14 protein-coding genes and 2 tRNA genes are annotated in these 12283 nt (G+C 48.7%); 7 read left to right on the forward strand and 9 right to left on the reverse strand.

All coding sequences use genetic code 11. The features are described 5' to 3' along the window. Window positions 1–7 precede the first annotated feature (7 nt). Window positions 8–523 carry an HNH endonuclease gene (locus tag AC8GFK_RS04965; RefSeq protein ID WP_095674188.1) on the reverse strand — a complete coding sequence of 172 codons (516 nt, stop codon included), beginning with the start codon at window positions 521–523 and terminating at the stop codon, window positions 8–10. Window positions 524–641: 118 nt separating this feature from the next. Between AC8GFK_RS04965 and AC8GFK_RS04970 the strand changes: the two genes are divergently transcribed. Next, window positions 642–1187 (forward strand): mechanosensitive ion channel family protein, encoded by a 546-nt coding sequence (locus AC8GFK_RS04970; protein WP_506624895.1) that lies wholly within the window; start codon window positions 642–644, stop codon window positions 1185–1187. On the opposite strand, the gene AC8GFK_RS04975 is transcribed toward AC8GFK_RS04970, so the two are convergent. The 4 genes from AC8GFK_RS04975 to ettA are packed head-to-tail and all read right to left on the reverse strand — an operon-like array spanning window position 1188 to window position 4916. Continuing rightward, window positions 1188–1574, reverse strand: a complete 387-nt coding sequence (locus AC8GFK_RS04975) for a globin (protein WP_506624896.1) — start codon at window positions 1572–1574, stop codon at window positions 1188–1190. It lies immediately after the preceding gene. Between the two features lies 1 nt (window position 1575). Continuing rightward, window positions 1576–2838, reverse strand: a complete 1263-nt coding sequence (locus AC8GFK_RS04980) for an MFS transporter (RefSeq protein ID WP_506624897.1) — start codon at window positions 2836–2838, stop codon at window positions 1576–1578. Window positions 2839–2841: 3 nt separating this feature from the next. Then, the gene (locus tag AC8GFK_RS04985) at window positions 2842–3249 is read right to left on the reverse strand and encodes an acyl-CoA thioesterase (protein ID WP_506624898.1); all 408 of its coding nucleotides are present in this window, start codon (window positions 3247–3249) and stop codon (window positions 2842–2844) included. Beyond that, the gene (ettA, locus tag AC8GFK_RS04990) at window positions 3249–4916 is read right to left on the reverse strand and encodes an energy-dependent translational throttle protein EttA (protein ID WP_506624899.1); all 1668 of its coding nucleotides are present in this window, start codon (window positions 4914–4916) and stop codon (window positions 3249–3251) included. The genes AC8GFK_RS04985 and ettA overlap by 1 nt, the downstream gene beginning before the upstream one ends. 65 nt (window positions 4917–4981) lie before the next feature. On the opposite strand from ettA, the gene AC8GFK_RS04995 reads away from it, so the two are divergent. Continuing rightward, a tRNA-Arg gene (locus tag AC8GFK_RS04995) sits at window positions 4982–5055 on the forward strand. A 68-nt stretch (window positions 5056–5123) separates the two neighbouring features. On the opposite strand, the gene AC8GFK_RS05000 is transcribed toward AC8GFK_RS04995, so the two are convergent. The 4 genes from AC8GFK_RS05000 to pstC form a co-directional block, all read right to left on the reverse strand. Then, a complete protein-coding gene (locus tag AC8GFK_RS05000) occupies window positions 5124–6272 on the reverse strand; it encodes a substrate-binding domain-containing protein (protein ID WP_506624900.1) in 1149 nt (382 codons plus the stop codon). 120 nt (window positions 6273–6392) lie between these two features. Continuing rightward, complete coding sequence (pstB, locus tag AC8GFK_RS05005; RefSeq protein WP_095674189.1) at window positions 6393–7241, reverse strand: phosphate ABC transporter ATP-binding protein PstB; 849 nt, start codon at window positions 7239–7241, stop codon at window positions 6393–6395. Between the two features lie 52 nt (window positions 7242–7293). Continuing rightward, the gene (pstA, locus tag AC8GFK_RS05010) at window positions 7294–8340 is read right to left on the reverse strand and encodes a phosphate ABC transporter permease PstA (protein ID WP_506624901.1); all 1047 of its coding nucleotides are present in this window, start codon (window positions 8338–8340) and stop codon (window positions 7294–7296) included. After that, the gene (pstC, locus tag AC8GFK_RS05015; protein WP_506624902.1) at window positions 8337–9329 is read right to left on the reverse strand and encodes a phosphate ABC transporter permease subunit PstC; all 993 of its coding nucleotides are present in this window, start codon (window positions 9327–9329) and stop codon (window positions 8337–8339) included. Before pstC ends, pstA begins: the two co-directional genes overlap by 4 nt. 117 nt (window positions 9330–9446) lie before the next feature. On the opposite strand from pstC, the gene orn reads away from it, so the two are divergent. The 5 genes from orn to AC8GFK_RS05040 all read left to right on the forward strand — a co-directional run bounded on the left by orn (window position 9447) and on the right by AC8GFK_RS05040 (window position 12276). Further along, entirely contained in the window at window positions 9447–10016 is a 570-nt protein-coding gene (gene orn, locus AC8GFK_RS05020; protein ID WP_506624903.1) for an oligoribonuclease, read from the forward strand. Between the two features lie 17 nt (window positions 10017–10033). After that, window positions 10034–10109, forward strand: a tRNA-His gene (locus AC8GFK_RS05025). A gap of 41 nt (window positions 10110–10150) precedes the next feature. After that, complete coding sequence (locus tag AC8GFK_RS05030) at window positions 10151–10636, forward strand: inorganic diphosphatase (protein WP_095673800.1); 486 nt, start codon at window positions 10151–10153, stop codon at window positions 10634–10636. Between the two features lie 2 nt (window positions 10637–10638). Beyond that, complete coding sequence (locus AC8GFK_RS05035; RefSeq protein ID WP_506624904.1) at window positions 10639–11907, forward strand: ammonium transporter; 1269 nt, start codon at window positions 10639–10641, stop codon at window positions 11905–11907. Between the two features lie 30 nt (window positions 11908–11937). Then, on the forward strand, window positions 11938–12276 hold the full coding sequence (locus tag AC8GFK_RS05040; protein WP_506624905.1) for a P-II family nitrogen regulator: 339 nt from the start codon (window positions 11938–11940) through the stop codon (window positions 12274–12276). The last annotated feature ends 7 nt before the right edge of the window (window positions 12277–12283 follow it).

Here is a 12283-nt window from a genome sequence, read left to right on the forward strand (position 1 = left end):
GCGCAGTCTATGCAGTTGCTGCAGAGACGCCAAATGGTTCTAGGTATGGCAACCAACGAGATTCGGTGCGACCGGTTCCGAGAATTCTCCAGGCAGCGCCCACTGGTTCGCGTGGCAATGAACGTAGACGCCAGCCAAGTTCCTTCAGCGGCTTATCCGCCTTTACATGGTTGCACTTATGGCATGCACTAACGACGTTCTCCCAGTTGTGACCGCCACCACGAGAACGTGGAATAACGTGATCGATAGAAGTTGCTGGTGCATGGCAGTAAACGCAACGTCCGCCATCACGAGCAAAGATTGCGCGACGTGAAAGTGGAACTGCATGGCGATATGGAATCTTCACGAATTTGTTCAGGCGAATAACTAGCGGAAGTTCGAGTTGGCCAGTTGCAAAATGCAGAACTGTTCCGGATGACTCAATCATTGTTGCCCGGTTATTGAGAACCAGAATAAGCGCGCGTCGATCAGTCACAACACCTAGTGGTTCATAGGTGGCGTTGAGTACCAATGTGCGGTTCATCATTACCCCGGTTCCAACGCGTGGCTCGCGTTGATTGGGTTATATTGCCTCAAAACCGAGCCCCTTAGGGGTATTTCATGGTGAAATTTAGATAAAGATTTCACTACCCTTAACACCTATGAGCGAACGTACGCAGGCAATTTGGGATTGGTTCAACGGAGCCCCACTTCGAGTCCTAGTCATCTTCCTGGTCGCCTTCATCAGCCACCTTGCCGGCCACCGCGCCATCAATCGCGCTATCGGCCGACTTTCTCAAGCGGATTTGAAACCAGGCCCAGGAACTGCAAAGCGCCAGAGTGAACGTGCCCGCACAATCGGCACAGTCTTTAGTTCAACATTTAATGCAGCTGTCTGGATCATTGCAATAGGAATGATTCTTGGAGAATTCGGTTTTAACTTAGGTCCTGTTATTGCATCTGCTGGTGTTATCGGTGTTGCACTTGGTCTTGGTGCGCAGACACTAGTTCGCGATGTGCTCTCTGGAATCTTTATGCTGATTGAAGATCAGTATGGCGTTGGCGATGATGTCAAAGTTCAAGATATTGAAGGAAAAGTTGAGCGCGTGGGTCTTCGTATTACACAAGTACGTGATTCAAAGAATGTGCTCTGGTATGTCCGCAATGGTGAAATTCTCATTGTCGGAAATAAATCTCAGAAGCGCTAATTAGTCCAAACGATTTACGAGGTGCTCTGCCGCGCCTTCCAGATAGCGCCATAACTTTGCCTTAGCTTCTGCTTCCATCTCCATCCCATCAACCGCCGCCTTCATGCATGACATCCATGCATCGCGAGCAGCCGGATTGATATGAAAACCTGCATGGCGCATCCGTAGACGAGGGTGACCGCGTTCTTCTTGATAGGTAGTTGGTCCGCCCCAGTATTGCTCGAGGAACATCTGCAATCTGCGCGCAGCGCCCTTCATATCTGATTCTGGATACATGGGACGCAAGATTTCATTTGTTGCAACATGGGCATAGAACTGCGAAGTTAGATCGGAGAAGAATGCTTCTCCCCCGAATAGTTCGTAGTAATTCGTTGTATCGCGCTCCACATTAACCCCGTAACTCAGCTGCTGTCTTACCCTTTGCAATTTGTAGTACTGCAAGAGCTGAAATCAAGCACATCGTGGCCGCGATGTAGAACGAGAGCGCATAGTCTCCAAGTTTGACTCGAAGAATTGCTGCGCCTAATGCGGCGATTGAAGCACCGACCTGGTGCCCCACAAATACCCATCCATAAACCACAGTAGAGCGCTGTGGGCCAAGCACGATTCGGCAGAGGATGAGCGTGGGTGGAACCGTTGCAACCCAATCTAAACCATAGAAAATAACAAAGACCAGTGTTGATGGATGTAGTGAGCTGAAAAGAATTGACGGCAGTAAGAAGAGTGAGAGACCACGAAGACCGTAATAGAAAAATAGCAACTTACGTGGATCCATACGATCAGTGAGCCACCCTGAAAATATTGTTCCAATAACATCAAAGACACCGATGAGTGCCAATAACCCTGCTGCGACAGTTACCGGCATGCCATGGTCGTGTGCAGCCGGAATGAAGTGAGTGCCAATCAGCCCATTTGTTGAAAGCCCACAGACTAAGAATGTTCCGAAGAGAATCCAGAAATCTTTTGACTTGGATGCACGAGAAATTGTGTCGATTGCAATGCGACCGGCAGACATATCGCTCTTGGCATTTGGCTGCCAATTATCCGGTGCACCATATGGAGTGATTCCTAGGCCTTCAGGACTCTCCTTTAAGAAGAAGTAAATAAACGGAATAACGAGTGCGGCAGCAGTGCCGACAGAAATTGAGACGCTCTTCCAGCCATAGGTAACGGCAAAGTGCGAAAGCATCGGTAAGAAGATCAATTGGCCGCTTGCAGTAGCCGCAGTCAGTGCACCAATAACAATTCCCTTACGGGCCACAAACCATCTGTTAGCTATTGTTGCGGCGAAAACTAACGCCATTGAACCTGCGCCAACGCCAACTCCAACGCCCCATAGCGCCCAGAGATGCCACGGTTGATTCATAAAGATTGTTGAAGTTGCACTGAGTGAAACAAGTGCGAGTGCAGACATGACAACTTTTCGAACTGTAAAACGCTCCATGAGAGCAGCTGCAAATGGCGCGACTAACCCAAAGAGAAGTACGTTGATCGATACTGCCGCTGCAATTTGAGAACGCGACCAACCGAAAGCCTCTTCAAGGGGAACGATGAGAACAGAAGGTGCAGAGCGATATCCGGCAGAGGCCATCAAAGTAAAGAAAGTGACTGTTGCCGCTATCCAACCCGGGTGGATCTTCTGCTTATTCATGGATTAAGCCTTGAGGTAAGTGTTAAGAAATTCCCGCTCTGGTTCTGTAAGTGGGCGCGATTTCTTGGTCTCCATCGAGACTGCTACCTGAACAGATTTAACTCGAGCATGCACGACTCCGTTATCGCCAACTACTTCATAGCCCATTGAGAAAGATGAATTGCCAATCGATTCAACCCAGAGGTTTACATCGTAGAAACGGCCACCTTCATAGATCGGCACGAGGTAATCAACTTCCGCTCGCGCCACAACCATTTCGACAAGGGTTGGCTTTTCGTTCTTTGCTGCATATTGATAGAAGGACCATTGAAAGCGAGCTTCCTGAATATAGGTCAGGTACTTCGCATTGTTGACGTGCCCGAATGCATCGATGTCATCCCACCGAATAAATTGCTTATCGGTGTAAATCATTAGCGAGTGAGCTTTCGGTATGTGGCGCGATGTGGACGAGCCGCATCAGCACCCAAACGTGCAATCTTGTTCTCTTCGTAGGATTCGAAGTTTCCTTCAAACCAGAACCACTTTGAGTCACCTTCGTAAGCCAAGATATGTGTTGCAACGCGGTCTAGGAACCAACGATCGTGAGAGATTACAACGGCGCAACCAGGGAATTCAAGCAACGCATTTTCAAGTGAGCCCAGTGTTTCCACATCAAGGTCGTTTGTAGGTTCGTCGAGAAGCAACAAGTTTCCGCCCTGCTTCAAAGTGAGAGCCAAGTTAAGGCGGTTACGTTCTCCACCGGAAAGGACTCCGGCTGGCTTCTGCTGATCAGGGCCCTTGAAACCAAATGCTGCAACGTATGCACGTGATGGCATTTCAACTTGTCCGACCTTCATGAAGTCGAGTCCGTCTGAAACAACTTCGAAGAGTGACTTCTTTGGATCGATTCCACCACGTGACTGATCAACGTATGAAATCTTTACAGTTTCACCAATCTTGACGTTTCCTGAATCAGCTGGCTCTAGACCAAGAATTGTCTTAAAGAGCGTGGTCTTACCAGCACCGTTAGGTCCGATAACTCCAACGATTCCATTGCGAGGCAGCGTGAATGAGAGATCATCAATCAAAACGCGATCGCCGAATCCCTTAACGAGATGTTCAACTTCAACAACAACGTTTCCAAGACGTGGCCCAGGTGGAATCTGAATTTCATCAAAGTCCAACTTACGCATCTTGTCTGCTTCGGCAGCCATCTCTTCATAACGTGCAAGACGAGCCTTCGACTTGGTCTGACGACCCTTTGCATTCTGGCGAACCCAATCGAGTTCTTCAGCCAAACGCTTTGCGCGCTTTGCATCTTTCTGGCCTTCGACCTTAAGGCGCGCACCCTTTGTTTCAAGATATGTTGAGTAGTTACCTTCATATGGATATGCACGACCGCGGTCGAGTTCAAGAATCCATTGAGCAACGTTGTCCAAGAAGTACCTATCGTGCGTGATCGCTACAACAGTGCCTGGGTACTTGCTCAAGTGTTGTTCGAGCCAAAGAACAGATTCAGCATCCAAGTGGTTAGTAGGTTCGTCGAGAAGCAATAGATCTGGTGCTTCAAGGAGCAATTTACAAAGTGCAACGCGGCGCTTTTCTCCACCAGAGAGCACGCTTACATCGGCATCAGGTGGTGGGCAGCGAAGTGCATCCATCGCTTGTTCAAGTTGTGAATCAAGTTCCCACGCATTGCGGTGATCGAGTTGTTCTTGGAGTTCGCCCATTTCAGCTAACAACTTGTCGTAGTCAGCATCAGGGTTTGCCATCTCTTCAGAAATTTCATTAAAGCGGCGAACCATTTCCATGGTTTCTGCCACACCCTCTTGCACATTTTCAAGAACTGTCTTCTCTTCATTCAACTTCGGTTCCTGCATCAGGATTCCGACTGTGTATCCAGGAGATAGGTATGCCTCGCCGTTAGATGGTTGTTGAAGACCAGCCATGATCTGGAGGACTGTTGATTTACCTGCACCGTTCGGGCCAACAACACCGATCTTTGCGCCAGGCAAGAACATCAAAGTTACGTCGTCGAGAATTACCTTCTCACCATGCGCTTTACGCGCCTTCTTCATCGTGTAAATGAACTCAGCCATAAGGCGAGACTCTACCCGTCAATGCTTCGGTAGACTTAATCCGCAATACAGCAAGTTCCTCACACGCGCCCGTAGCTCAGTCGGATAGAGCAACCGCCTTCTAAGCGGTAGGTCGCTGGTTCGATTCCAGCCGGGCGCACACATCTTTTCAATAAAAAAACTCGGTAGCCCACCAAAGTGGACTACCGAGTTCTTTACTTTAAAGGGTTACTTATTTGCCTTAGCGATAAGCGCCTTAGCCTTGTCTAGGTATGCTCCTGAAAGAACTACATATCCAAGCTTTGGATCTACCGCAGAACACGCTGGAGACAAGATGTACTCAGCGAGCTGCTTTACAGCTGCTCCACGAGCCTTGTCCTTGTATTCAGTTTCGAGCAACATGTACGACACGATACCGAGTGTGTATGCACCAGCAAGCTTTGTACCGTAATCGTATGAAACGATTCCGTTAGCATCTTGCTTTGCTTCTCCGAGGAACGCTGATACAGCGCCTGATTCTGGGTAGATGAAGTTACCTGAAGCGTTACCGATTGATGCTGCACGGAGACCGTATGCATCTCCCCAGTTCTTCTCAGCGTATGTGATTGAGTACTTTGTCTTCGCTGCGAGTGTTGCTACACCCTGTGAAGCGTTAGCACCGACGATACGGCCGATATTTCCTGTTGAGTTGATGTTTCCTGGGAATGCTGTTGTGAATGCATCGTTAGCTGGCTTTGTCCATACTGATGGAGCTACACCGTTAAGCCACTTTGTGAAGTTATTTGAAGTACCTGATCCGTCTGCACGGTAGATAACCTTGATTGGCTGGTTAGGAAGTGTGTAGATAACTGACTTTGATGTTGAGCGAAGTACAACTGGGTTTCCGCTCTTATCCTTGACAGCGTTACCTTGTGCATCCTTCTTGTAAACAGTGACTGAAACTGAGCGGTTGTTATCAGCAACAATTGCTGGGTCATTCCACTTTGTGATTTCGCCTGAGAAGATCTTTGCAACTGTTGTTGCTGAAAGATAAACATCCTTCTTCGCTGGAAGGTTTACGAGTACTGCAACTGGTGCAGCGATGATTGGTGCATGGTAAACAGTTGAGCGCTTTGTTGCCGCTGTGTGAGCTGAATCTGAGAACCAGAAATCTCCGATATTTGAATCAGAGTTCTTCTTGCCTGTACCTGAACCTGTTGATGTGTAAACATATGAGTGGCTAGTTGCCTTAGCGAAGCCTGCCTTGCAAGCCTGGAGAAGTGGATCAACGAATGAAGCTCCAGAACCCTGGAGGTCAGCTGCGTGAGCTGGTGTTGCTGATGAAACTGCAATAAGGCCCGCGATTACGAGCGCCTTTGCCTTCTTTGAAAACGACATGTTTTCCCCTTCGAGATGTTTAAGTAAGTAACCCTTACATCAAGAAAAGTAACGAGAACTGTTTACTAAATAGCCACTTTCAGGTTAACAACTGGGTGTGCCAAAGTGAACAAAAGGTGCTTAGCCGAAGCGGCCGGTTACGTAATCTTCGGTGCGCTTGTCCTGTGGTGAAGAGAAGATTCGGCTTGTAGGAGCGGCTTCAATCATCTCGCCTGGGCCACCATCAGAAAGGAAGAAGGCTGTGTAGTCAGAGACTCGGGCCGCCTGCTGCATATTGTGGGTAACGATGACGATTGTCATTGTTTTTGCGAGTTCGCCGATTGTCTCTTCAATTCTAAATGTTGATCCTGGGTCGAGCGCTGAACATGGTTCATCCATCAAGAGAACTTGTGGTTCAACTGCAAGTGAGCGAGCGATACAGAGACGCTGCTGCTGGCCACCTGAGAGCGCGCCACCGTGCTCGCCTAGACGGTCCTTAACTTCATTCCATAGACCTGCGCGTGTAAGGCAGGACTCAAGGAGATCATCCGTGTTCTCTTTCTTAAGCTGCGCGAGCTTGAGACCAGAGAGAACGTTTTCACCGATAGTCATTGATGGGAATGGGTTTGGCTTCTGGAAGACCATACCTACGCGAAGACGAATCTTGGTGACATCTGTTCCTGGTGAGTAAATATCTTTTCCATCAAGGAGCACTTCTCCAGCCATTGCAGCTGTTGGAATAAATTCGTGCATTCTGTTGAGTGTGCGAAGGAATGTTGACTTACCGCAGCCTGATGGGCCGATAAGTGCTGTCACAGTTCCAGCAGCAAAATCCAAAGTTACATCTGAGAGAACATGCTTCTTACCGAACCACGCGTGAACGCTACGAGTCTCAAGACCTGTGCCGAGGAGCGCTGTACCTGGCTGTGACAAGGTGCGCGCTGATGCAACGTTTGCAAGTGATGCTGGTTGTGCGTGGGCTGTTGTCATCTTGTTCTCATCCTTATCTTCGTTATTAATATTTCTTGAATCGGTCATCGTGCTACCCAACCTTTCGTCCGCTTAAGTAGCGTGCTAATCCAAAGAGAATAAAGATGAAGCTAAGGAGCACCAACATACCGCCCCATGCGCGAGCAAATGCTTCCTCAGTTCCGCCGGTAAGGAACGCCTTCCAGATGTAATAAGGAAGAGATCCCATAGCGCCCTGTGTTGGGTTGAGGTTCAGTGCATCTCCACCACCTGAAACAAGAAGTAGAGGTGCGGTTTCACCAATGATGCGGGCGATGCCAAGAATGATTGCAGTTACAAGTCCGCTCTTTGCCGCTGGCAGAACTACTCCTGCCACAGTGCGCCACTGGGTTCCGCCCAGTGCAACGCCAGCTTCACGTAATTCATTTGGAATGAGGTGAAGCATTTCTTCTGCAGTACGAGCGATTGTTGGAATCATCAAAATGGTAAGAGCGAGAGATCCCATCAAACCCGAAAGCTGCTTTGTTACTGGGTAGATAAGACTTGAAAGGATGAAGAGACCAGCAACGATTGATGGAACACCAGACATTGCCTGAACTAAGAATTTAATTGGTCGAGCGAGTGGGCCACGAATTTCAGTGAGATAAAGAGCTGTGAGGACTCCGATTGGGAAGCTGATAATCAGTGCGCCACCAACCATAATGATTGTTCCGGCTAGCGCGTGTAGCAATCCACCATTTGCGATTGGGTCGTTAACGGATGCAAGCGCCATATCTTTTGTGAGGATTCCCCAGTGAAGACCTTTATAGCCTTTGCTAAATACTGTTGCAACGATGCTGACGATTGGAATCAAAGTGATCACGATTGCCATCACAGCAAGAACTTGGAGCATTGAATCTTTAGCTGCTGCAGTTCCACGCTTTAGGTATTGGAATCCAAAATTAAGAATAAGTAATGCGAAGAAGAGTGAGAAGAAGAATCCGAGCTTGCCATTGAGCCCAGTGAGTTTAACTGAGGCGCCCGCAAGGCCAAATGCAGCGATAACAATCAGTAAGTCTTCCAACTTATCGAGCGCAGTTGGTTGCCATGGTTTCTTTGGCGTAGGAATCGCTTTTTTCATCGTCCCTTACCTCCGAAGCGTGTAATGAGTAAATCTGCTGTTGCGTTGACCAAGAGGGTGAGCAGGAAGAGAATCAATCCCGCAGCCATTAGTGCGTCAACTTCGTAAGGACCAGCTTCACCGAACTTAAGAAGAATAAGAGATGCAACGTTTCCGCCTGCACCAAATAGCAGCTGCCAGTTCACCTGGTAAACAACGTTTAGAACTGTGTAAACCGCAACGGTTTCTCCCATTGCGCGGCCAAGACCGAGCATTGCTCCGCCGATGATTCCACCGCGACCGTAAGGGATAACTACCGCTTTGATCATTGCAAGTTTTGTTGCACCCAGCGCGTATGCCGCTTGCACTCGATCAAGCGGAGTCTGGTCGAAGATTTCACGGGAGATCGAGGTAACGATTGGGATGATCATGATTGCAAGGACAAGTCCTGCAATAAAAGGTGAGCGTTCAAAGATGGGAGTTGGAACATCAAAGATAGGAATGAATCCAAGGTACTTGTTAATTAATTTTGCCCAGTATTCAGCTGAAGACATAAATACGAAGAAGCCCCAGAAACCGAAGAGCAGTGATGGGAATGCAGCCATCAAATCGATAACAGAGATGAGGAACTTCTTAACTTTTCCGTTTGCATAGAAAGTTAAATAGAGCGCACTGAGTACAGAGATGGGAACACCCACAGAGATTGCAATAACCGCCGAGAGCATGGTTCCGATGAGCATCGCACCAATTCCGAAGTTGGATTGTGTAACCGCTCCACTTTCGTCAGTGATTACTTCCCATGCAGAGTTGGTGATGAAACCAAACTTCTCTTCAAGAAGAATGTGCACGCCTTTAATTGAGAGGAAGAGCGCAATCAATCCAAGAATGACGAGTGATGCCATTCCGCCCGCAGTAACAACCATGCGGAAAACTTGATCAGAACGTCGAGGCTTTGTAGTGATCTCGCGGGGTGACGGGGGCGCGGGACGTTCCTTAAGCTCAATTGCCATGGGCAGATAATGGCTGTAAATCGAGGGCGAAATTCGGACTTTGGGTGAACTCAAGGTGAACGAATGGTGAAATCAGCCTCGGATTCGTTCCGCCCGGATGATAGGTACCCTTCCCCCATGACTGCTGTCTTGCCACACCTGATCTGGATAGATTGCGAAATGACTGGGCTCGATCTCACGACCGATGCCCTCGTTGAAATCGCAGTCCTTGTTACCGACTCTGATTTAAATGTGATTGGCGATGGCGTTGATGTTGTAATTCATGCAACGCAAGGTCAGCTTGATTCCATGAATGACTTTGTCCGCGAGATGCATACTTCTTCAGGACTGATCACTGAGATCCCTAATGGAATATCGATGTCGGCGGCCGAAGAACAGATACTTACTTATCTCCAATCAGCTGGTACCGAACTTGGTAAATCTCCATTGGCAGGAAACTCTGTCTCAGTCGATCGCAACTTCATCGCCCGCGATATGTTGAAGTTAAATGAGTACCTTCATTACCGAACCATCGATGTCTCATCGATTAAAGAGCTTGCTCGTCGCTGGTACCCAAAGACCTATTTCGCAGCCCCAGCCAAGACGGGCAATCACCGCGCGCTGGGCGATATTCGTGACTCAATCGCTGAACTGGCCTACTACCGCCAAGCGCTATTTATCGATTCAGGGCGCGAGCAGGTAAAGTAGCCCCTGCACAGCACATGGTGGGCGTAGCTCAGCTGGTAGAGCACTCGGTTGTGGTCCGAGATGTCGCGGGTTCGAGCCCCGTCGTTCACCCCAAGTTTTTCTTCTCAACATTTATGTAAAGAGAGTCGGTTCATATGATCTTCGACGTTGTTGTTGAAATTCCTGCAGGTTCACGCAATAAGTACGAGATCAATCACGATACTCACGAAGTCCGACTCGATCGCATGCTCTTTACTGCGACTCGCTTTCCACATGACTACGGTTTCGTAAAGAACACTCTTTCAAACGATGGCGACCCACTTGATGCTTTGATCATGTTGGATGAACCAACATTTCCTGGCTGCGTAGTTTCATGTCGCGTCATCGGAATGTTCCGCATGACCGATGAAAAGGGTGGCGACGACAAGCTTCTCTGTGTAGCTGCCGGAGATATCCGTAAGAACAACCTTAAAGACCTTTCAGATGTTCCTTCATACGAACTCGATGAAATCAAGCACTTCTTCGAGGTGTACAAGACACTTGAACCAGGTAAAGAAGTACACGGCGGAGACTGGGTTGGCCACGACGCTGCTGAACTAGAAATTAATGCTTCATACGCTCGTTACAAGGAGACTCATTAAGAATGCAGGCGATCAATAGCGGCGATACAGCTTGGGTTTTAGCAAGCGCAGCACTCGTTCTCTTTATGACGCCAGGTTTGGCAATCTTCTACGGCGGTATGGTCCGCGCAAAGTCAGCGCTCAACATGATGATGATGTCATTCGCTGCAATGGGCGTTACAACAATTATCTGGGTTCTCTACGGTTACTCACTCGCCTTCGGTAAGTCACAAGGTGGCTTTATCGGAAACCTCGATCACATCGGGCTTTCATCAACTCTTGATCAAGTAACTGGCGCTGAAGGACATCAGATTCCTGTTCTTGCCTTTGCAATGTTCCAATTAACTTTTGCAATCATCACCGTTGCACTTCTTTCGGGTGCAATTGCTGACCGCGCTAAGTACGGTTCGTGGGTCATCTTCGTTGGCGTATGGATCACTCTCGTTTATCTCCCTGTAGCTCACTGGGCATTTGCTGCTCAAAATGGCGAAGGCGGATGGATCATCGACAAGCTCAAGGCTCTCGACTTTGCCGGCGGAACAGTTGTTGAAATTAACTCAGGCGCTGCAGCACTTGCACTCGCTCTAGTTCTTGGAAAGCGCGATGGTTTCAAGCGCGATCCAATGCGTCCTCACAATATGCCGCTCGTGCTTCTTGGAGCAGGAATGCTCTGGTTCGGATGGTTTGGATTTAACGCTGGCTCAGCTCTTTCTGCAGGTTCACTTGCTGCAACAGCGATGATCAATACTCAGATTGCAACAGCTGCTGCTGCAATGACATGGGTTGCATACGAAAAGAAGCGCGATGGAAAGGCAACAACACTTGGCGTTGCATCCGGCGCTGTTGCAGGTGCAGTAGCTATTACACCTGCTTGCGGATATCTCAATCCAATGGGCGCACTTGCACTCGGTCTTATCGCAGGTGTTGTCTCTGCTTGGGCAGTTACTCGTAAATACAAGTTTGGGTACGACGATTCACTCGATGTTGTTGGCGTACACGGAGTCGGCGGAATCCTCGGAATGATCGCTATCGGACTTCTTGCAACTGTGACAGCAAATGAAGCTGGCGCTGACGGACTCTTCTTCAGCGGCGGAACAACACAGCTCAATCGTCAGCTGATTGCAATTGTCGCTGTCGCTGCCTTCTCATTTATTGCAACATGGCTGATCGCCACAGTCATTCAAAAGACCATCGGTTTCCGCGTTTACCGCGATGACGAACTCACCGGCTTGGATACAACTTTCCATGCTGAATCTGCTTACGACATCACTGGAAACTCAAACCGTTACTAGTATTGAATTAACGAATAGAAAAGAGACAAAATGAAACTCATCACCGCGATCGTAAAACCAGCAAAGGTTGATGACATCAAGGTTGCGCTACAAGCAGCTGGTGTTGCAGGTATGACAGTCTCTGAAACTCGCGGCTTTGGTCGCCAGAAGGGCCACACCGAGATCTACCGTGGCGCTGAATACACAGTCGATTTCATCCCGAAGGTTCGCATCGAGGTTCTTGTCGAAGATGCTGAAGCGCAATCAATTATCGACACCATCGTCACCACAGCGAATACAGGTTCGATTGGCGACGGAAAGCTATGGGTAACCGCTGTGGAGCAAGTCATACGAATTCGCACTGGTGAACGCGGAGGCGATGCACTTTAATAAAGTG

Origin of the sequence: Planktophila turicensis (SeqCode) (genome assembly GCF_965234405.1) — a bacterium.
Classification (GTDB): Bacteria; Actinomycetota; Actinomycetes; order Nanopelagicales; family Nanopelagicaceae; genus Planktophila; species Planktophila turicensis.